Here is a 19,533-nt window from a genome sequence, read left to right on the forward strand (position 1 = left end):
GTCTGAGCGCGGCATGACATATTCCGCTACGGTCGCCCCCGTGGAGACCGAACTGGACTGCGACGCCCTGGTGATCGGCGGTGGAGTCGTCGGGCTGACGACGGCGGTGGTGCTCGCCGAGCGCGGGGTACGGGTGCGGCTGTGGACGCGTGACCCGGCCGAGCGGACCACCTCGGCGGTCGCGGGAGCGCTGTGGTGGCCGTACCGGATCGAGCCGGTGGCGTCGGCGCGGGCGTGGGCGCTGCGGTCGCTCGAGGTGTACGAGGAGCTGGCGGCGCGTCCGGAGACCACCGGGGTGCGGATGGCCGAGGGGGTGCTGGGCGAGACGGCGTTGGAGGACGTCGGCGCGTGGGCCGCCACCCGGCTGCCGGGTCTGCGCCCGAGCACGGCCGCCGAGCACCCGGCCGGGCCGGGGGTGTGGGCGCGGCTGCCGCTCATCGACATGCCGGCCCATCTGCCGTGGCTGCGCTCCAGGTTGGAGGCCGCGGGCGGAGTGGTCGAGACGCGTACGGTGGCGGATCTGGCGCAGGTCCGGGCCCCGGTCGTGGTCAACTGCACGGGTCTGGGCGCGCGGGAGCTGGTGCCGGATCCGTCGGTGCGGCCGGTGCGGGGGCAGCTGGTGGTCGTGGAGAACCCCGGGATCCGCACGTGGACGGTCTCCACGGGGGCCGACGGCGCGATGGCGTACTTCTTTCCGCAGCCGGGGCGGCTGGTGCTGGGCGGCACGGCGGACGAGGACGCCTGGTCGCTGGAGCCGGACCCGGCGGTGGCGGAGGCGATCGTGCGGCGGTGCGCGGCGCTCCGGCCGGAGATCGCCGGCGCGCGGGTCCTGGAGCACCGGGTGGGGCTGCGGCCCGCGCGGGACGCGGTCCGGCTGGAACGCGCCGCGCTGCCCGGCGGCCGCGTCCTGGTGCACCACTACGGTCACGGCGGCGCCGGTGTCACGGTCGCCTGGGGCTGCGCGGAGGAGGCGGCGCGGCTGGCCGTGGGCTGACCGCGGCGCGGGCGGGAGCGGGCCGGCGGGCCCGGTCCCGCCCGTGCGCCTCAGTGCTTGCCGATGGGGTCGCCCTCCACGTCCGGGCCGCGGCCGGGTCCGATGCGGAGTTCGAACTCGCCGTCGTACTTCTTGTGGCCTTCGATGACCGCCAGTTCGACCGCCTCGCTGCCCATCTCGCCGCGCACGATGACCGGGTCGCGGCGCAGGTCGCGCATGAGGGCCACGCACATGAGGAGCATCACGACGACGAACGGGGCCGCGGCGAGGATCGTGAGGTTCTGCAGGCCGGTCAGTGCGTCTCCCTGGCCGCTGCCGACGAGCAGCATGATCGCCGCCACCGCGCCGGTGAGCACACCCCAGAAGACCACGACCAGCCGGCCCGGTTCGAGCGCGCCCCGCTGCGAGAGGGTGCCCATGACGATGGACGCCGCGTCCGCGCCGGAGACGAAGAAGATGCCGACGAGGATCATCACCAGCAGGCTCGCGACGGTGGCGACGGGGAACTCCTGGAGCACCGCGAAGAGCTGTCCTTCCGGCGTCGCCTCCTCCCCGAGCCGGCCCTGCTCCTGGAGCTTCATCGCGGAACCGCCGAAGATCGCGAACCAGACGAGGCTGACGGTGCTGGGCACCAGGATGACGCCGCCGATGAACTGGCGGATGGTGCGGCCCCGGCTGATGCGGGCGATGAACATGCCGACGAACGGCGTCCAGGAGATCCACCACGCCCAGTAGAAGACGGTCCAGCTGCCCAGCCAGTCGGCGACGCCATCGCCGCCGCTGGCCTCGGTGCGCCCGGCCAGCTGGGGAAGGTCGCCCAGGTAGGCGAAGACCGAGGTGGGCAGCAGGTCGAGGACGACGATCGTCGGACCGGCCACGAACACGAACAGGGCGAGGATCAGCGCCAGCACCATGTTGGTGTTGGACAGCCACTGGATGCCCTTCTCCACGCCCGAGACCGCGGAGGCGACGAACGCGGCCGTCAGCACCGCGATGATGGTGACCAGCAGCCCGGTGCTCACCTTCTCCATCCAGCCGAGCTCCTGCACACCGGAGCCGATCTGGAGCGCGCCGAGGCCCAGTGAGGCCGCCGAGCCGAAGACGGTGGCGACGATGGCGAGCATGTCGATGACCCGGCCGCCGATGCCGTTGGCGTTCTTCGAGCCGATGAGCGGGGTGAAGACGGCGCTGATCGTCTGCCGGCGGCGCCGGCGGAAGGTGCTGTAGGCGATGGCGAGACCCACCACGGCGTAGATGGCCCACGGGTGGAGCGTCCAGTGGAAGAGGGTCGTCGCCATGGCCGTCTCCATGCGGTCGCCGGAGTCGGCCGGGTCGGTGCCGGGCGGCGGCGTGGTGTAGTGGCCCAGCGGCTCGCTCACGCCGTAGAACATCAGCCCGATGCCCATGCCCGCGCTGAACATCATCGCGACCCATGAGACGGTGCGGAACTCCGGTTCCTCGCCCTCGGAGCCGAGGTGGATCCGGCCGTAGCGGCTGGCCGCGAGCCAGAGGGCGAAGACGACGAAGCCGGAGGCGGCCAGCATGAACGCCCAGCCGCCGTTGTGCATCAGCCCGCTGAGCATGCTGCTGGAGACGTTCTCCAGCGAGTCGGTGGCGACGGCGCCCCACAGCACGAACGCGAGGGTGAGCGCGGCCGTCACGCCGAACACCACCCGGTCGGTGCGTGGACGCCCCCGCCCGGGCAGGCCCGCTTCCGAGCCCGGCAACGGGCCTGCCGTATGGTCCTTGTCGCTGTGCTGGTCCTGCGTCACAGGCGGCACCTTTCGTCGAGCCGTGGGGCGGAGAGCACTCCTCCCGTTAGGCCCCTACCACCTTTGGCGCAAAACTCACCTCATCCGCATGACGTGTCGTGTTCACCTTCCACCAGGTGGTGGGCGGCCCGCTCGTCCAGGAGGAGCGGAACGAGGGCGCGCAGCGGCTGCCGCAGCGGCACGAGCACGCCGTCGCCGTCCGGCCGGAACCGCACGCCGTGCAGCGCCAGCTCGTCCCCGACGTCCGCGTACTGAGCGGCCGTGAGGCGGTAGCCGCACGGCGGGTCGGCGATCACCTCGGAGGGCTCCGGCGGGTCGTTGTCGGCGCCGCCCAGGTGGACCGGTCCGGTGTCGGAGTAGCCGGCGGTCCGGGCCCCGGTGGTGGCCGCCTCGACCTCGCCGCGGCGTTCGGCGGCGAAGCGGAGCAGCCCGTCCAGCGCGGCGAGCTGGGAGTTCACCCTGCGCCGGTTGTTGAGCGGCTCGTCGGCGCGTTCGGCGTCGGTGAGCGGGTCGACGCGGCTCTCGATGAGCAGACCGACGCCGTGTTTGATCCCGGACATGTTGCGCAGGATGCGTTCCTGTCCGTCACCGGCGGTCTGGCGGATCGGCTCACCGGTGACGGGGTCGGTCCAGATGCCGTAGGTGCCGGTCGAGTGGCCGGCCGCCTCGGCGGCCGGGCGCACGTAGTCGCGGGACAGGGTCCGCGCGGCGTCGTGGACGGCCGGGTGGGTGTTGAGGTTGCGCGGCCACAGGTCGAACAGGTCCTTGTCGTAGAACCGTGGGGTGGCGCCGTACTCGTGCAGGTCGTACACGATGTCGGGGCGCCGGTCGCGGACGACGGCGGCGAGGGCCCGTGCCTCGGCGGTGCGCAGGGCGAGGTGGTCGCGGTTGATGTCGACGCCGTCGCCGTTGCCGCGGGTGTCGGCGGCCCGGCCGTCGGGGTTGGCGGTGGGGACGACGAGGACCGTGGTGCGTTCCAGGAAGCGGCGGGTGGGCCGGTCCTCGGCGAGGGCCAGGTCGCGGATCGTGCTCAGGCAGGCCTCGCGGCCGGCGGGCTCGTCGCCGTGCTGGCTGCACACGAGGAGCACCGTGTGGGAGGTGGCCCCGGTGCCGATGCGGACGAGTTGCAGCGGCCGGTCCTGGCGCGTCGTGCCGATGCGGCTGACGGAGGTCCGGCTGCTCGCCCGGTCCACGGCGGCGAGGAAACGCCGTTCCTCCGGCTGGGTGGTCCAGCGGGCGCCGTCGCTGACCTCGAAGCCGGTGCGGGGCGGGGCGTCGGTGGCCCGGGCGGCCGGGGCGGCGACGAGGGAGGCGGCGAGGGTGGCCGCGGCGAGGAAGAGGGCGCGTTTCACCGGGTCTCCTCCCCCGGGACGCGGTGGGCGGTGACCGCCGGGCGGCGTACGCCGTCCAGGGCCGTGTCGCGGGCCTCGGCGTGGGAGCCGGCGGTGGCGCGGGCGAACGCGGCGGTGCCGCCGACGAACGGGATCTGCGCGCTGGTGCGGGCCAGGTCGAGGGTGAGCGTGGGTGTGTCGGCCGGGGGGTCGATCAGGCCCCGGTCGGTGCCGGCGACGATCAGCGCCAGGCGGTGCCCGGCGGGGACCACGTGGTCGGTGGCTCCCAGGTGGAGGGTGAGGGTGTGGCGCTTGCCCGGGGTGAGCGGCTCGCCGTGGCCGGTGCCGGCGTGGTGGCCGAGGTCGGCCCAGCCGCGGCTGACGATCGTGTGGCCGACGTCGGCGGTCTTCGCGCGGGTCTCCTTGAAGCAGGCGCTGTCTCCGGCGGTGCTCGCGCCCCAGCAGGTGCGGTCGGGGAGCGTGGTGATGCCTTCGCCGTCGTCGGCGTAGTCGCGGACGGTGTCCGGGCCGAGGTCGACGAGGACGGCGCTCAGGTGGGCCGTCGGGGTGCTGGAGGCGGCGGTGACGGTGACCCGGGAGGAGCCCGACAGGCGCAGGTCGCGGGTGAGCGGCCCGGTGACGAAGCCCGCCTTGTCCGGTGTCGGGGTGTCGATGCCGGCGGCCCAGTCGGTCTCGCTGTGGCGCGGGTCGTCGGTGACGGTCTCGGTGCCGCCGCCGCGGCGCAGGCCGAGGGTGCCGACGCCGGGCTCGGTGCCCCGGTCGGGGCGCAGCGTGGCGGTGTGCGTGCCGCGCGGCGGCCAGGCTGCCGAGGTGACCCACTGGTCGGGGCTGCGTTCGATGTCGGCCACGGGTTCGCGGTCGATGCCGTTGTCGTAGCCGAGGAGTTCGTGGTCGAACCAGCGGTGCAGGGTGTCCACCCATGCGGCGCGCCGGAAGTCGAAGGGGTCGACGTGGCCGGTCTGGGAGAGCCAGATCTTGCGCTGCACCCCGTTCTTCGCCAGGGCGTCCCACCAGGGGCCGACGTGCTGCATGCGCACGTTGAGGTCCTGCATGCCGTGCACCAGGAAGACGCTGGCCCTCACCTTCTTCGCGGCGCGCACGTAGTCGCGTTCGGACCACAGCGGCGTCCAGTCGCCGGTGCGCGGGGCGCCGTCGACGAGTTCGTCCTGGACGGCGGCGCACCGCGCGCGGGCGTCGGGGCTCTCCACGTAGTGCGACAGCCATTCGGGGCCGGAGTCGTACAGCGGGGCGCCCTGGCTGAAGTAGTAGTCGTACCAGGAGGAGATGGCGGCGATCGGGACGATGGTCTCCAGCCCCTCGACGCCGGTGGCGGCGACGCCGTTGGCGACGGTGCCGTCCCAGCTCTTGCCGATCATGCCGGTACGGCCGTTGGTCCAGTCGGCGTCGGCCCGTTCGGTGCCGGTGCGGGTGGTGTACGCGGTGCCCCGGCCGTTGAGCCAGTCGACCACGGCCTTGGCGGACTGGACGTCGGAGCGGCCCCCGACGTCCACACAGCCGTCGGAGCGGTTGGTTCCGGCCAGGTCGACGCCGACGACGGCGTAGCCGCGCGGTACGAAGTAGTTGTCGTAGAACAGTGGCATCTGCACGACGTCGCCGTCGGCGTCGTAGGTCTTCTTCTGGCTCTCGTTGCCGCGCCCGCAGCAGGAGTAGTACGGGCTGGCGTCCATGATGACCGGGACCTTGCGGCCCTGTTGGGCGGGTTCGCGGGGCCGGACGATGTCGACGGCCACCCGGTCGGTCGTCCCGTCCCGGTCCTCGTCGAGTCCGGTGTCCACCCAGACGGCCTCGCGGACGGCGTCGTCGTAGGAGTGGACGGGCAGGCTCTCGCGGGGTGCGGCCTGTGCCGCGGACGGGGTGAGGAGGGTGGCCGTCAGGGCGGCGGTGGCCGCCGTCGCGAGCGGTCTCCAGGTCGTGAAGCGCGTGCGTTTCGGCATGCGCGGACCGTACATCGGTGAACTCGTGGGCAGAAGAGGGACGCTGACGTGTCGTGGGACGGCGGACGACCGGAAACGACGTGAGTTCGCGGTGGTGCGTGGCGGCCGGACGGTGATCGTGTGAGGGCGCTGTCCGTGGACAGGCCGGGCGGCGGCAGGGGTCGATGGGCTGCCGAAAGGACTTCGAGCCCCTACGACTTGGAGTCCTCCGTGCACCGCGGACCTGAGACTGAAGCACCGGCCCGCCACCGACGGACTCGACCCTCCTGGCCCGCACCACGCAGGAACTGTCCCGGTCCGACCCGGACTTCCTGCTGGAGGTGAGCGAGGTGCGGGTGAACGGCGCGAAGGCGTCGTTCACCACCTCCGGTGAGCCGCTGGCGGCCCTGTTCGACACCTGGCTGCACCAGCCGTCGAAGCCGGAGGCCCCGGCGGCTGGGACGGTCCCGGGGGCGGCGCAGGCGGTCGCGCCGGTGCCGCCGCGGTGGTGGCGGAGGATCGCCGCGACGAACGGCGTGCCCGACCACGATCACGGTCAGGGCCGCGGCCGCTGACGCCTTCGAGGACGGCGCGGTGGCGTCACCCAGGACGTGTGCGGTCCCGGCGTGACGCCACCGTGGGTACTGCCACTGACCGTGGCCTCCGGTCCGCTACCGGGCGGAGCCGGTGAGCCGGTCCAGTTCCTGTTCGGCGGTCCGCTCGACGCGGCGGCGGACGCCGTACCAGCCCGCGACCAGCATCACCACGATGACCGGGACGAGCAGCAGGGTCTTCCGGCCGACCTCGGGGTCGTTCCACATGAGGGCGAGGACGGACACCAGGAAGACGATGGTGACGATCTCGGTGACCGGGCTGCCGGGCAGGCGGAACGACGGGCGGGTGACCAGTCCGGCGCGGGCGCGGCGGACGAAGACCAGGTGGCAGATCATGATGATCACCCAGGTGCTGATGATGCCGAGGGAGGCGACGTTCAGCACGATCTCGAAGGCGTGGCTCGGCACGAGGAAGTTCAGGCCGACGCCGAGGACGCACACCCCGCAGGTGAGCAGGATGCCGCCGTAGGGGACCTGGCTGCGGTTCATGCGGGCGGTGAACTTCGGGGCGGAGCCGGCCATCGCCATGGAGCGCAGGATGCGGCCGGTGGAGTACAGGCCGGAGTTCAGGGACGACATCGCGGCCGTGAGGACGACGAGGTTCATCACGTCGCCGGCGGCCGGGACGCCGATCTTCGCCAGCACGGTGACGAAGGGGCTCTCGTCGGCCGAGTACATCGAGCCGGGCAGCAGCAGGGCGAGCAGGACGACGGAGCCGACGTAGAAGAGGCCGACGCGCCACATGATGGAGTTCACCGCGCGGGGGACGACCTTCTCGGGCTCGGCGGTCTCGCCCGCGGCGACGCCGACCAGTTCCAGCGCCGCGTACGCGAAGATCACGCCCTGCATGACGAGGACGACGGGCAGCACGCCGTGCGGGAGGACACCGCCGTTGTCGGTGATCATGTTCAGGCCGGGGGTGCCGCCGCCGACCTCGTGCTGGGTGGCGAGCAGGAAGACGCCGACGAGCATGAAGGCGACCAGGGTGGCGACCTTGACGATCGCGAACCAGAACTCCAGCTCGCCGAAGATCTTCACCGAGATCAGGTTCACCGCCAGGACCACCGCGAGGGCGATCAGGGCGAGCACCCATTGCGGGATGTCGGTGAACAGGCTCCAGTAGTGCGTGTAGAGCGCGATCGCGGTGATGTCGGCGATGCCGGTCGTCGACCAGTTGAGGAAGTACATCCAGCCGGCGACGTAGGCGCCCTTCTCGCCGAGGAACTCACGCGCGTAGGACACGAAGGAGCCCGACGAGGGACGGTAGAGAACCAGTTCGCCCAGGGCACGGACGACGAAGAAGGCGAAGATGCCGCAGACCAGGTAGGCCAGGGCGAGCGCCGGTCCGGCGTCGCGCAGGCGCCCTCCGGCGCCGAGGAAGAGGCCGGTTCCGATGGCACCGCCGATGGCGATCATGTTGACGTGGCGGGCCTTGAGGTCCTTGCTGTAGCCGGCGTCGCCCGCGTCCGCGGGCACCGGGGCCGCGCTGGGGTCGGCGGCCGTTGCCGTGTTCACGGCGTCCTTGCTCACGCGTTGTTCCACTCTCTGGTGCGCTCGGGCGGCCAGCGCCCGGGTGTCCGGATTGCCACGGCCGCGCGCTCTGATCGAGAGGGATCAAGGCACAGACCAAGGGGGCACCTTTCCAAAGACGGGCCCGCTATGCGATGGCAAACATCACACCGCGGAACATCTCACACGGCGGCGCGGGAAGCGTCCGAGGGTGTAACAGCACCGGTGGTACAGCGATACTGCTGCACATGACGACCGAGACCGAGGGGCCCGGCGGGCGGCAGGAGAGCGGCGACCCGACGCTCACGATCGACGAGCTCGCGGCCCGGGCCGGCGTCACGGTGCGCACGGTCCGCTTCTACGGCACCAAGGGCCTGCTGCCGCCCCCGGTGATCGGCCCCCGGCGGGTCGGTCACTACGGGCGGGAGCACCTGGCCCGGCTGGCGCTCATCGAGGAGTTGCAGCGCCAGGGCATGACACTGGCCGCCATCGAACGCTACCTGGGGCGGCTGCCGGCCGACCTGAGCGTGCGGGAGCTGGGGATCCAGCGGGCGGTGGTGGCGTCCTGGGCGCCGGACACCACCGAGACGGTCACCCGCGGGGAACTGGACCGCCGGGCGGGCCGGCCGCTCGCCGACGAGGAGGTCGAGCGGCTGGTGGCGATGGACGTCGTACGGCGCGACGGCGACGGTTTCGGCGTCGACGCCGGGCTGCTGCGGCTCGGCGTCGAACTGCTGGACGTGCCGCTGTCGCAGGAGACGATCCTCGCCGCCCGTACGGCGCTCATCGAGCACTCCCGCGCGGCGGCCCACGCGTTGTCGCGGCTGCTGCGCGACGCGGTGGCGGAACGGGACACGCAGGACGTGCGGTCCCTGTCCGCCCGGATGCATCCGCTCGTGGTGCAGGCGCTGCTCACCGCCTTCCAGCGGTCGCTGAAGGAGGAGTTGCGGGAGTGGCTCGACGACCAGGGGTGAGCCCCGTGCGCCGTGTCAGGGGGCGTCCGTGAAGACCTCTTCCTTCTCTGCCTTGGCCACCAGCAGCGCCGGCGGGGTGAAGCGCTCGCCGTAGCGCTCGGCGAGTTCCCGCGCGCGGGCCACGAAGCCGGGCAGGCCGCCGTCGTAGCCGTTGATGTACTGCAGCACGCCACCGGTCCAGCCCGGGAAGCCGATGCCGAGGACGGAACCGATGTTGGCGTCGGCGACGGAGGTGAGCACGCCTTCCTCCAGCAGCCGCACGGTGTCGAGCGCCTCGGCGAACAGCATGCGCTCCTGCATGTCCCGGAACGGGATCTCGTGTCCCGGCTTGGTGAAGTGCTCGCGCAGGCCCGGCCACAGGGCGCCGCGGCTGCCGTCCTCGCCGTAGTCGTAGAAGCCGGCGCCGCCGCTGCGGCCGGTGCGCCCGAACTCGTCGACCATGCGGTCGATGACGGTCTCGGCGGGGTGCGCGGTCCAGGTTCCGCCCGCCTCCTCGACGGCCCGCTTCGACTCGCCCCGGATCTTGCGGGGCAGGGTGAGGGTCAGTTCGTCCATCAGGGACAGCACCTTGGCCGGGTAGCCGGCCTGGGCGGCGGCCTGCTCCACCGACGCGGGCTCGATGCCCTCGCCGACCATGGCGACGCCCTCGTTGATGAAGTGGCCGATGACGCGGGAGGTGAAGAAGCCGCGCGAGTCGTTGACGACGATCGGGGTCTTGTTGATCTGCCGGACCAGGTCGAAGGCGCGGGCCAGCGCCTCGTCGCCGGTGCGCTCGCCCTTGATGATCTCCACCAGTGGCATCTTGTCGACGGGCGAGAAGAAGTGCAGGCCGATGAAGTCGTCCTGCCGCTCGACGCCCTCGGCGAGGGCCGTGATGGGCAGGGTGGAGGTGTTGGAGCACAGCAGCGCGTCGTCGGCGACGACGTGCTGGATCTCCTGGAACACCTTGTGCTTGAGCGCGGTGTCCTCGAAGACGGCCTCGATGACCGCGTCGCAGCCGGCGAGGTCGGCCGCCTCGGCGGTGGGTGTGATCCGGGCGAGCAGCGCGTCGGCCTTCTCCCGGCTGGTGCGGCCCTTGGCGACGGCCTTGGCGCACAGCTTCTCGGAGTAGCCCTTGCCCTTGACGGCCGCCTCGACGGAGACGTCCTTGAGGACGACGTCGATGCCCGCGCGGGCGCACGCGTAGGCGATGCCCGCGCCCATCATCCCGGCGCCGAGGACGGCGACCTTGCGGACCGTGCGCTGCTCGATGCCCTTCGGGCGGTTGGCGCCGGAGTTGACGGCCTGGAGGTCGAAGAAGAACGCCTGGATCATGTTCTTCGACGTCTGTCCGGCGGCCAGCTCGACGAAGTAGCGGGCCTCGATGACCTGGGCGGTCTGGAAGTCGACCTGGGCGCCCTCGACGGCGGCGGCGAGGATGTTGCGCGGGGCCGGGTAGGGGGCGCCGTTCGTCTGCTTGCGCAGGGTGGCCGGGAAGGCGGGCAGGTTGGCCGCGAACTTCGGGTTCGACGGGGTGCCGCCAGGGATGCGGTAGCCGGGCCGGTCCCAGGGCTGGGCGGACTCGGGGTTCGCGTCGATGAAGGCGCGGGCCTTGGCCAGCATGTCCTCGGGGCTGTCGGCGACCTCGTCGACGAGGCCGTTGTCCAGGGCGCGCCGGGGGCTGTACTGCTGACCCTGGAGGAGGACCTTCAGCAGGGCGTCGGCGATGCCGAGCAGGCGGACGGTGCGTACGACGCCGCCGCCTCCGGGGAGCAGGCCGAGGGTGACCTCGGGGCAGCCGATCCTGGAGCCGGGGGCGTCGAGGGCGATGCGGTGGTGGCAGGCCAGGGCGAGTTCGTAACCGCCGCCGAGGGCCGCGCCGTTGATCGCGGCGACGACGGGCTTGCCGAGGGTCTCGATGCGGCGCAGCTGCCGCTTGATGGCCATGCCGCCGTCGAACAGGTCCTGCGCCGTCTCGGGGGTGACCCGGATCAGGTCGCGCAGGTCGCCGCCGGCGAAGAAGGTCTTCTTGGCGGAGGTGAGGACGATGCCGCGGATGCCGTCCCGCTCCGCCTCCAGACGGTCGGCGATCACCGCGAGGGAGTCGCGGAACGCCTGGTTCATGGTGTTCGCGGACTGGTTCGGGTCGTCCAGGACGAGGGTGACGACGCCGGTGTCGTCCTGTTCCCAGCGGATGGTGGTGCTCTCGGTCATGAGGGTGTCTCCGGGTCTCGTGGGAGTCGCGTGGCGGTCGCTGGGATTCAGAGGCGTTCGACGACGGTGGCGATGCCCATGCCGCCGCCGACGCACAGTGTGGCGAGGCCGTAGCGCTTGTCCTGGCGCTCCAGTTCGTCCACGAGCGTGCCGAGGATCATCGCGCCGGTGGCGCCGAGCGGGTGGCCGAGCGCGATGGCGCCGCCGTTGACGTTGACCTTGTCCAGCGACAGGCCCATGTCCTTGACGAAGCGCAGCACGACCGCCGCGAACGCCTCGTTGATCTCCACGAGGTCGATGTCGTCGATGGTCAGGCCGGCCTTGGCGAGCGCCTTGCGGGTGGCGGGGGCGGGGCCGGTGAGCATGATGGTGGGTTCGGAGCCGGACACGGCGGCGGAGACGATCCGGGCGCGCGGGGTGAGGCCGTAGCGCTCGCCGACCTCCTTGGAGCCGATGGCGACGAGTGCGGCGCCGTCGACGATGCCGGAGGAGTTGCCGGCGTGGTGGACGTGGTCGATCTTCTCGACCCAGTGGTACTGCTGGAGCGCCACCGCGTCGAAGCCGCCCAGTTCGCCGATGTCCGCGAAGGACGGCTTGAGCCCCGCCAGCGAGTCGGCGGTGGTGCCGGGGCGCAGGTGTTCGTCGTGGTCGAGGACGACGAGGCCGCTGCGGTCCTTCACCGGGACGACGGACCGCTCGAAGCGGTTCTCCTTCCAGGCGGTGGCGGCGCGTTCCTGGGACAGGGCGGCGTACTCGTCGACGTCGCGCCGGGAGAAGCCCTCGATGGTGGCGATCAGGTCGGCGCCGATGCCCTGCGGCACGAAGTTGACCTGGAGGTTGGTCATCGGGTCGTTGAACCAGGCGCCGCCGTCGGAGGCCATCGGCACCCGGGACATCGACTCCACGCCGCCCGCGAGGACCAGGTCCTCCCAGCCCGAACGCACCTTGGCGGCGGCCATGTTGACGGCCTCCAGGCCGGAGGCACAGAAGCGGTTCTCCTGCACGCCGGCCACCGTGTCTGGCAGTCCGGCGGCGACGGCGGCGATGCGGGCGATGTCGGAGCCCTGGTCGCCGACGGGTCCGACGACGCCGAGCACGATGTCGTCCACGGCGGCCGGGTCGAGGCCGGGGAAGCGGTCGCGGATCTCGTGGATGAGGCCGACGACCAGGTCGATGGGCTTGGTGCCGTGCAGGGCGCCGGTCGCCTTGCCGCGCCCGCGCGGGGTGCGGATCGCGTCGTACACGTACGCTTCGGTGCTCACGAGGAGGCCTTTCGCTGAGGGTTGACGGGCGGGGACAGCAGTCGGGGTACGTCCCAGTCGCGGGCCACGTCGTCGGTGTCGGCGCCCGGCCGGGCGGGCCCGGTGCGGACGGCGGTCGGGGTCGCGGAGAACCGGGGGGCCGGTGCGGGCTGGGTGGTGCCGCCGTGGTCGGTGAAGGTGGCGCGGGCGGCGAGGTGCGGGTGGTGCGGGGCCTCGCGCAGGGACAGCACGGGCGCCACGCACGCGTGGGAGCCGTCGAAGACGGCCGTCCACGCCTCGCGGGTACGGGTCCGGAAGCGTTCGGCGACCCGCTCGCGCAGCTCCGGCCACTGGGCGACGTCGGCGTGGGCGGAGGCCAGGTCCTCGAGGCCGAGCAGGCGCAGGAACTCGGCATAGAACCGGGGTTCCAGCGCGCCGACCGCCATGTGCAGGCCGTCGGCGGTCTCGTAGGTGCCGTAGTACGGGCAGCCGCCGTCGAGGAGGTTGGCGCCGCGCCGGTCCTGCCAGGCGCCGGCGGCGAGCATGCCGTGGATCATCGCGGAGAGGTGGGCGGTGCCGTCCACGATGGCGGCGTCGACGACCTGTCCGGTGCCGGTCGCGCGCGCGTGGTGCAGCGCGGCGAGGACGCCGACGACGAGGTAGAGGGAACCGCCCGCGTAGTCGCCGAGGAGGTTGGCCGGGACGGCCGGAGGGCGGTCCGGGTCGCCGATCATGCCGAGGGTGCCGGTGAGGGCGATGTAGGCGATGTCGTGGCCGGCGCGGTCGGCGAGGGGCCCGTCCTGGCCCCAGCCGGTCATCCGGCCGTAGACGAGGCGCGGGTTGCGGGCGTGGCAGTCCTCGGGGCCGACGCCGAGGCGTTCGGCGACGCCGGGGCGGTAGCCCTCGATCAGGATGTCGGCGCGTTCGGCGAGGTCGAGGACGCGCGCGGCCCCGCCGGGGGCCTTCAGGTCGACGATCACGGAGCGCTTGTTGCGGTGGGTGACGTCGTGCGCGGGATCGATCCCGAGTCCGGGGCCGCCCGGCCGGTCCACCCTTACGACGTCGGCGCCCAGGTCGGCCAGGAGCATGGCGGCGAACGGGCCCGGCCCGATGCCGGCCAGTTCGAGCACGCGCACACCGGTGAGCGGTCCGTGTCCCGGCGCCTTCGCCTCCGTCATCGAGCCCCCAACGGCTGTGACACAACTGATGTAACACCCGCGATGTTAAGAACGCGTTCCACCCCGCACAAGGGGCGGGCGAGCAAGCGCTTAGCCACTTTACGGTGCGGTGTCCGGTTCCGCCTGTATCCAGGATGCCTCCGGACCGGCGGGCGACCGGGCTCGCGGCCGGGTCCGGTCTCCCGCACGCTAGCCTCGGCCACCGACAGCGGCGCGGCTGCACGACCAAGGGGTGTCATGAGCAGGCTGAACAGGACGGACCGTCCGTACGACATCGTGCTCTTCGGAGCGACCGGTTTCGCCGGGACACTGACCGCGGAGTACCTCGCCGCCCACGGCCCGGCCGGGCTGCGCTGGGCGGTCGCCGGCCGCAGCACGCAGAAGCTGGAGCGGCTGCGGGACCGGTTGCCCGGCGGCGAGCGGATCGGGCTGCTGCGGGCGGACGTCGCCGACCCGGCCTCGCTGCGCGCGCTCGCCGAGCAGGCACGCGTGGTCGCCACGACCGTGGGCCCCTTCGTGGAGTACGGCGAGGAACTCGTCGCCGCCTGCGCGGACGCCGGCACGGACTACGTGGACCTCACGGGTGAACCGGAGTTCGTGGACCTGGTGTACGTCCGTCACGACGCACGTGCCCGGGAGACGGGGGCGCGGCTGGTGCACGCCTGCGGCTTCGACTCGGTGCCGCACGACCTGGGCGCCTACTTCACGGTGCGGCAGTTGCCGGAGGGCGTGCCGCTGACCGTGGACGGTTTCGTGACCGCCGACGCCGCCTTCTCCGGCGGGACCTTCGCCTCGGCGCTGAACCAGTTCGCCCGCCACCGGCAGCTCCGCGCGGCCGCCCGGGACCGCCGGCGCCACGAACCGCGGCTGGCGGGCCGCCGGGTGTCGGCCCCTGCGGGCACACCACGCTACGCGCCGGAGGTGGGCGCCTGGGCGCTGCCGCTGCCGACCGTCGACGCGCAGATCGTGCGCCGCTCGGCCCGGACCCTCGACCGGTACGGACCCGACTTCCGCTACCGGCACTACGCGGCCGTCCGGCGGCTGCCGGTGGCGGTGGGCGGCGTCGCGGCCGTGGGCGCGCTGGTCACGGCGGCCCAACTGCCCGCGCTGCGCCGCCGGCTCTCCGACCGGCTCCGGCCGGGTGACGGGCCGAGCGCCGAGAAGCGTGCCCGGAGTTGGTTCAGCGTCCGCTTCGTCGGTGAGGGCGGCGGACGGCGGGTGTACACGGAGGTCTCGGGCGGCGACCCGGGCTACGACGAGACGGCGAAGATGCTGGCCGAGGGGGCTCTGTGTCTCGCCTTCGACGACCTTCCGCCGACGGCCGGACAGGTCACGACGGCGGTGGCGATGGGCGACGCCCTGATCGAGCGCCTGCGCGCTGCGGGCATCCGCTTCCGCGTCGCCGCGACCCGCTGACGGCCCTGCCGGCCGGGAGTCCCGCTACAGCGGCCACTCGACCAGCGTGTAGATCATCCCGACGATCCAGCCCAGCCCCGCCAGGACGGCGAGGGTGAGCCCGACGGTCACGGCCCGCTCGACGGGCCGGCCGTCGGCGGCAACGGACTTGGTGGCGCGGTGCGTTGTCATGCCCTCAGCCTGCCGGGGCGGGTCCGGCCGGACATCCGTACGAGTACTCAGCCCGGTACTCAGCTGCCCCCGGCCACCCGACCCCGTACCCACCAGATGTGACCCCCCGGTTGAGACTTGTGCCGCCCCGGCGTCAGTACTGCCGGACCGATGGGATGGCCAAGTGTCAATGGGCGGTTCAATGAAACACTTGAGGGTATGCGATTCCTTCTCGAAGTCACCATGGACGACGAAGCATGGGCGAAGGACCCGGCGGGCGAGCTGGGCCGGATCCTGCGGTACTGGGGCGGAAACCTGCGGCACTACGCGCTGGTGCCCGGCGACGGGTCGGCCGTCCACGACTCGGCGTACCGGGAGGTGGGCCGGTGGAGCATCGAGGACACGCCCTAGCCGACGCGCATGCCGCTCGGGCGGGATCCCCGGCGGGCCGCACGGCGTCACCGGCCCGCTCCTCCTCCCGGACGGGCGGCGGCAGTTGACGGGACGCGTACGCCGGCGGTGTCACCCGGCGGCGGCCTCGGTCAGCGCTCGGCGGCACAGGGCGTCGGCCCTGCGGGTGGTCTCCGGGAGGCGGTATGCGGGGGTCAGGGCCAGGGTGTGGGCGCAGGCGTTGTCGAGGCCGGTCCGGTGGCCGACCGAGACGAAGACCGGCTTGACGCCGTCCCGGGTGCGCAGGGCGCGGCCGACCTCCTCACGGCCGGCGAGCAGCGGCGCCGTGCTGCCGCGCGGGGTGTCCGGTTCGTCGTGGGTGAAGGTGAAGGGGTTCTTGGCGACCCCGATGGTCGGCAGCCCGGTGAGCACGCCGAGGTGGCTGGCGAGGCCGAAGCGGCGCGGATGGGCGAGGCCGTAGCCGTCGCAGACCACCAGACCGGGCGCGCAGGGCAGCGCGTCGAGGGCGGCCAGGACGGTGGGGATCTCGCGGAAGGCGAGCAGTCCGGGCACGTACGGGAAGGAGATCCGGCCGACGGCGGTGGCCTCGGCGACGACGTCGAGGCGTGCCGCGTCCAGGACGACGGCCGCCGCGGCGACGAGGTCCCGTTCGTCGTCGTACGCCACGTCGACCCCGGTGACGTGTCCGGTCCCGGGCGGCGGGCCCGGTTCGTCGAGCACCACCCGCGTGCGCAGCGCGTCCTGCACCGCGCGGGCCTCTTCCTCGGTCACGGGCCAGTCGGCGGGCGTGTGTACGGTCGTCATGGTGCCCCTGAGCCTACGGGGCGTGGGCGTTCCGCGCGGAGGGCACCCGGCGCTCCTCCGCGCGGAGACGGCTCACTTGCCGAGCGCCCGCTGGAGCTGGCTCTTGTTCATGTTCGAGCGGCCCTCGACACCGCGCTTCTTGGCCTCCTCGTACAGCTGGTCGTACGTGGGGCCCTGGGAGCCTCCCTTGCCGGACCGCTGGCCGCCCCGCTTCCCGGACGACATGTCCTGCGTCGAGGTGCGGCTCGCCGTCTTGGACTCACCGGACCGGGCGCGTTCCTTGTTCACGGTGCGGGCGGCGATCTCCTTGGCCCGCCCGGTGCTCTCGCCCCGGCTCTTGGCGCTGTCCTTGATGTGCTCGTACTGACGCTCCCGTTTGGGGCTGGAACCGCGTGGCATGTCCGCTCACTTCCTCTCGCGTACAGCGAACGGGTACCCACGTTGGCACCGATCAGGGCCCACCGCATGCGTCAGTGCTCCAGGCGGGCAGCCCGTCCCCGCTCGCCCGCCGCCCAGCAGCCGTGGTCCGGCGCGCAGTCGACCGTGTCGTAGGAGCCGGTGTCGACGGTCCGCCAGGTGCGGCCGGCGTCGGTGGTGAGGTCGGTGCCGGTGGGGCCGACCGCGAGGGCGGCGGTGCGGCTGTGCGGGAGCCAGGCGACACCGGAGCGGTAGGCGGGCGGCGACGTGCCGGCCGGCTGCCAGGTGCGGCCGCCGTCCGCGGTGTGCGCGGCCGCGTCGGAGGAGGCCTGGTCGGGGCGGAAGTCGCCGCCGACGGCGAGGCCGTGGGCGCGGTCGCGGAAGGCGAGGGCGAAGACTCCGCGTGCCGGGTCGCCGCCGGGGATCGGCGCGTCGGCGGCCGTCCAGGTGCGGCCCCGGTCGGCGGAGTGCAGCACCCGCGCGCGTGCCGCTCCCCCGGTGGCCAGCCAGACGTCCTTCGGCCCGGAGGACACCAGGCACTGGCCGCTCGCCGCGAAGCCGGCCTCGCCCTCCAGCGCCGGCGGCATGCCCGCGTCGGGCAGCACCGTCCAGGAGCGGCCGCCGTCCCGGGTCGACAGGATGCGGAACCTCCCGTCCACCGGGTCGCTCATCGCAAGTCCGTGGCGGTGGTCGAAGAAGGTGAGGCAGTCGTAGAAGGCACGCGCGTCGGTGTTGCGGAAGGACTCCGTCCAGGTCGCCCCGCCGTCGTCGGTGCGGTACACCCGGGACGCCTCGCCCTCGCCGATGGCCAGCACCACCGCCCGGCGTGCGTCGAACGCCTCGACGTCCCGGAACTGCAACTCCCCCGCGCCGGGCGGCGAGACGTTCCGCCAGCTCCTGCCGCCGTCGGTGGTGCGCAGGACGGTGCCCCGGGTGCCGGCCAGCCAGGCGGTGTCCCGGCTGACGGCGGACAGACCGCGGAACCTGACGTCCGGGGTGCCGGTGTCCTCCAGGGACCAGTGCGGCGACGGCCGCCGGTCGGGCTCCTGCGCCTGCGCCGGTACGGCCGTCGGCGCGGCCAGAGCCGCCGCGCACACGGCCGCCGCGGCCACCAGGCGGTGCGTTCGTCCCCTGCGTCCCTCACCTCGCGTGTTCCCCGAGCGCCTCATGGCGGGCGAAGGTAGCCCACCGCTCCGGCGCCGTCCAGAGGGCCGCTCCCCGCGCGGACGCGGCGCGCGGCCGTTCAGGCGTCCCGCATCAGTTCCGCGAGATCGTGGTCGAGGTCGAGCTGCAGGTACTCGTAACCGGTCGGCACGAGTTCGCTCGTGGCGTCCAGGAAACGGCGCACCTCACTGGAGTGGACGTGCACGACGGCGGTCCCCTCGGGGGCGTGGAACTCCAGCACGGTGCGGTCGTAGTCGTACGGCCGCACCCGTACGTCGCCGTGGCCCTCGGGCTCCAGCAGGCCCGCGGCGAGCAGGTCGCGGGCGAAGGTCCAGCAGACGTCCACGCCCTCCAGGGTGGCGGGCGCGGGGAAGGTCATGCGGACGGCGAACGGGTCGTCGGGGTCGTAGTGCAGCGTGGCGGGAATGGTCGTCATCCGCGGCGCGGCGGCGACGAGACGGGCCTCTACGGGCTGCTCGATGACGGTGGACAACGCCTTGCTCCCTCGTGACGGCTGGACGGGCTTCCGGGACGGCGGATCGGGCCGGCTACTGGAAGAGACGACGGAACGAGCCAATCCGTGTAACCAAGGGCGAGTGACCTCTGTCACCGCCTTCATGCACCCGGGTGACGGGGCTCTCCTCACGTGTCCCCGGGGCCACTTGCGCCGCCGGCCGCCACTTCGGTGCGCCGGGACCGGGCCGCGGGTGCGGACGCGGTCAGCGCGGTGCGCAAGGAGCGCAGGATGCCGTCGAGCGCGGGCGCGGGCGCGGCGGCGCGCCGGGCGAGGGCCTCGACGCGCCGTTCGTCGGCGCCCGGCAGCAGGCCGGCCGCATGCGCGAGGACGACGGCGGTCGCGGCCTTCGGGGGCACGGTCTCCGGCGGTGCGGGTCCGTCCACGACGGTGCGCGCCTCCCGGTGCAGGGCGTCCACGCGGGCGGTGTCGGCCAGGACGTGCTCCACCGACGGGAACACTCCGAGGACCCGCCGCCGCTCGGCCCGCAGCACGCCCTCGGCCACCAGGTGCTCGCGCACCGCGTCGAGGGTGTGGCCGGCCCTGAGCGTCACCCAGGTGCGCCAGGAGTGCGGACAGGACTCGCTGACCAGTTCCAGCAGTCCGTCGAGGACCGCGTCGCCGGTGCGCGAGTCCAGGTCGCGCGGGGTGGCGATGCCCTCGTCGTCGAGCAGCAGACCGCGCTGCGCCAGGTCGGCGAGGGCACCGGCCCGCACCACGGGGGCCGGCCGGGCCGGCTCGCCGGCCTCGCGGCGCGCGGTGTCCCAGGAGAGCAGGCAGAGGCGGGCCGGGAGGGAGAGCGGGCGGTGGGACACGGGGCCTCCTCGGGGCAGCGGCGTCGTGGTCGGTAAATGCGTTGACAGCCGATCCGGGCCACTCGTACGGTCGATAGCGGT

17 protein-coding genes and 1 pseudogene are annotated in these 19,533 nt (G+C 73.1%); 5 read left to right on the forward strand and 13 right to left on the reverse strand.

All coding sequences use genetic code 11. The annotated features are described in order from the left end of the window. Nucleotides 1-40: 40 nt before the first annotated feature. Nucleotides 41-994 (forward strand): FAD-dependent oxidoreductase, encoded by a 954-nt coding sequence (locus FGW31_RS03630; RefSeq protein WP_142191857.1) that lies wholly within the window; start codon nt 41-43, stop codon nt 992-994. Nucleotides 995-1,044: 50 nt separating this feature from the next. On the opposite strand, the gene FGW31_RS03635 is transcribed toward FGW31_RS03630, so the two are convergent. The 3 genes from FGW31_RS03635 to FGW31_RS03645 all read right to left on the reverse strand — a co-directional run bounded on the left by FGW31_RS03635 (nt 1,045) and on the right by FGW31_RS03645 (nt 6,073). Next, nucleotides 1,045-2,766: a BCCT family transporter gene (locus FGW31_RS03635; RefSeq protein ID WP_142191858.1), complete on the reverse strand. Its 1,722-nt coding sequence runs from the start codon at nt 2,764-2,766 to the stop codon at nt 1,045-1,047. Nucleotides 2,767-2,846: 80 nt separating this feature from the next. After that, complete coding sequence (locus FGW31_RS03640) at nt 2,847-4,118, reverse strand: M14 family metallopeptidase (RefSeq protein WP_142191859.1); 1,272 nt, start codon at nt 4,116-4,118, stop codon at nt 2,847-2,849. Beyond that, on the reverse strand, nt 4,115-6,073 hold the full coding sequence (locus FGW31_RS03645; protein WP_142191860.1) for a Xaa-Pro dipeptidyl-peptidase: 1,959 nt from the start codon (nt 6,071-6,073) through the stop codon (nt 4,115-4,117). Before FGW31_RS03645 ends, FGW31_RS03640 begins: the two co-directional genes overlap by 4 nt. Before the next feature lie 220 nt (nt 6,074-6,293). Here FGW31_RS03645 and FGW31_RS36170 point away from each other — a divergent pair. Beyond that, nucleotides 6,294-6,447 (forward strand): annotated as a pseudogene (locus tag FGW31_RS36170) (M1 family peptidase); the annotation flags it as partial. Nucleotides 6,448-6,723: 276 nt separating this feature from the next. Here the strand turns inward: FGW31_RS36170 and FGW31_RS03655 are convergent. Then, a complete protein-coding gene (locus FGW31_RS03655) occupies nt 6,724-8,196 on the reverse strand; it encodes an amino acid permease (protein WP_142191861.1) in 1,473 nt (490 codons plus the stop codon). 227 nt (nt 8,197-8,423) lie between these two features. On the opposite strand from FGW31_RS03655, the gene FGW31_RS03660 reads away from it, so the two are divergent. After that, on the forward strand, nt 8,424-9,149 hold the full coding sequence (locus tag FGW31_RS03660; RefSeq protein ID WP_182674449.1) for a MerR family transcriptional regulator: 726 nt from the start codon (nt 8,424-8,426) through the stop codon (nt 9,147-9,149). A 15-nt stretch (nt 9,150-9,164) separates the two neighbouring features. On the opposite strand, the gene FGW31_RS03665 is transcribed toward FGW31_RS03660, so the two are convergent. From FGW31_RS03665 to FGW31_RS03675, 3 genes are read right to left on the reverse strand one after another with little or no spacing between them, the layout of a single operon-like run. Then, complete coding sequence (locus FGW31_RS03665; RefSeq protein WP_142191863.1) at nt 9,165-11,342, reverse strand: 3-hydroxyacyl-CoA dehydrogenase NAD-binding domain-containing protein; 2,178 nt, start codon at nt 11,340-11,342, stop codon at nt 9,165-9,167. Between the two features lie 47 nt (nt 11,343-11,389). Then, nucleotides 11,390-12,604 carry an acetyl-CoA C-acetyltransferase gene (locus tag FGW31_RS03670; protein ID WP_142191864.1) on the reverse strand — a complete coding sequence of 405 codons (1,215 nt, stop codon included), beginning with the start codon at nt 12,602-12,604 and terminating at the stop codon, nt 11,390-11,392. Next, nucleotides 12,601-13,761, reverse strand: a complete 1,161-nt coding sequence (locus tag FGW31_RS03675) for a CaiB/BaiF CoA transferase family protein (protein WP_142191865.1) — start codon at nt 13,759-13,761, stop codon at nt 12,601-12,603. Before FGW31_RS03675 ends, FGW31_RS03670 begins: the two co-directional genes overlap by 4 nt. Nucleotides 13,762-13,998: 237 nt before the next feature. On the opposite strand from FGW31_RS03675, the gene FGW31_RS03680 reads away from it, so the two are divergent. Next, complete coding sequence (locus FGW31_RS03680; protein ID WP_142191866.1) at nt 13,999-15,177, forward strand: saccharopine dehydrogenase family protein; 1,179 nt, start codon at nt 13,999-14,001, stop codon at nt 15,175-15,177. 24 nt (nt 15,178-15,201) lie between these two features. Here the strand turns inward: FGW31_RS03680 and mmpA are convergent, their stop codons facing one another. After that, nucleotides 15,202-15,348 carry a morphogenic membrane protein MmpA gene (gene mmpA / locus FGW31_RS34900; protein ID WP_182674451.1) on the reverse strand — a complete coding sequence of 49 codons (147 nt, stop codon included), beginning with the start codon at nt 15,346-15,348 and terminating at the stop codon, nt 15,202-15,204. A gap of 198 nt (nt 15,349-15,546) precedes the next feature. On the opposite strand from mmpA, the gene FGW31_RS03685 reads away from it, so the two are divergent. Next, nucleotides 15,547-15,738: a hypothetical protein gene (locus tag FGW31_RS03685; protein WP_142191867.1), complete on the forward strand. Its 192-nt coding sequence runs from the start codon at nt 15,547-15,549 to the stop codon at nt 15,736-15,738. A 111-nt stretch (nt 15,739-15,849) separates the two neighbouring features. Here FGW31_RS03685 and FGW31_RS03690 read toward each other — a convergent pair whose 3' ends face one another. The 5 genes from FGW31_RS03690 to FGW31_RS03710 all read right to left on the reverse strand — a co-directional run bounded on the left by FGW31_RS03690 (nt 15,850) and on the right by FGW31_RS03710 (nt 19,452). Continuing rightward, nucleotides 15,850-16,542 (reverse strand): endonuclease V, encoded by a 693-nt coding sequence (locus FGW31_RS03690; RefSeq protein WP_142191868.1) that lies wholly within the window; start codon nt 16,540-16,542, stop codon nt 15,850-15,852. Nucleotides 16,543-16,614: 72 nt separating this feature from the next. Beyond that, complete coding sequence (locus FGW31_RS03695; RefSeq protein WP_142191869.1) at nt 16,615-16,941, reverse strand: plasmid stabilization protein; 327 nt, start codon at nt 16,939-16,941, stop codon at nt 16,615-16,617. 71 nt (nt 16,942-17,012) lie between these two features. Beyond that, on the reverse strand, nt 17,013-18,074 hold the full coding sequence (locus FGW31_RS03700) for a WD40/YVTN/BNR-like repeat-containing protein (protein WP_142191979.1): 1,062 nt from the start codon (nt 18,072-18,074) through the stop codon (nt 17,013-17,015). Between the two features lie 128 nt (nt 18,075-18,202). Further along, on the reverse strand, nt 18,203-18,616 hold the full coding sequence (gene ssgD / locus FGW31_RS03705; RefSeq protein ID WP_142191870.1) for a spore wall synthesis regulator SsgD: 414 nt from the start codon (nt 18,614-18,616) through the stop codon (nt 18,203-18,205). A 149-nt stretch (nt 18,617-18,765) separates the two neighbouring features. Next, nucleotides 18,766-19,452: a GOLPH3/VPS74 family protein gene (locus FGW31_RS03710; RefSeq protein WP_142191871.1), complete on the reverse strand. Its 687-nt coding sequence runs from the start codon at nt 19,450-19,452 to the stop codon at nt 18,766-18,768. Between the last annotated feature and the right edge of the window lie 81 nt (nt 19,453-19,533).

This window comes from Streptomyces calvus (assembly GCF_006782915.1).
In the GTDB taxonomy this organism is placed as follows: Bacteria; Actinomycetota; Actinomycetes; order Streptomycetales; family Streptomycetaceae; genus Streptomyces; species Streptomyces calvus.

Coding starts and splice junctions, on each gene's coding strand:
- FGW31_RS03685 (WP_142191867.1), top strand. CDS start 15,547: ATGCGATTCCTTCTCGAAGTCACCATGGACGACGAAGCATGGGCGAAG.
- FGW31_RS03665 (WP_142191863.1), bottom strand. CDS start 11,342: ATGACCGAGAGCACCACCATCCGCTGGGAACAGGACGACACCGGCGTC.
- FGW31_RS03645 (WP_142191860.1), bottom strand. CDS start 6,073: ATGCCGAAACGCACGCGCTTCACGACCTGGAGACCGCTCGCGACGGCG.
- FGW31_RS03675 (WP_142191865.1), bottom strand. CDS start 13,761: ATGACGGAGGCGAAGGCGCCGGGACACGGACCGCTCACCGGTGTGCGC.
- FGW31_RS03660 (WP_182674449.1), top strand. CDS start 8,424: ATGACGACCGAGACCGAGGGGCCCGGCGGGCGGCAGGAGAGCGGCGAC.
- FGW31_RS03695 (WP_142191869.1), bottom strand. CDS start 16,941: ATGCCACGCGGTTCCAGCCCCAAACGGGAGCGTCAGTACGAGCACATC.
- FGW31_RS03690 (WP_142191868.1), bottom strand. CDS start 16,542: ATGACGACCGTACACACGCCCGCCGACTGGCCCGTGACCGAGGAAGAG.
- mmpA (WP_182674451.1), bottom strand. CDS start 15,348: ATGACAACGCACCGCGCCACCAAGTCCGTTGCCGCCGACGGCCGGCCC.
- FGW31_RS03680 (WP_142191866.1), top strand. CDS start 13,999: ATGAGCAGGCTGAACAGGACGGACCGTCCGTACGACATCGTGCTCTTC.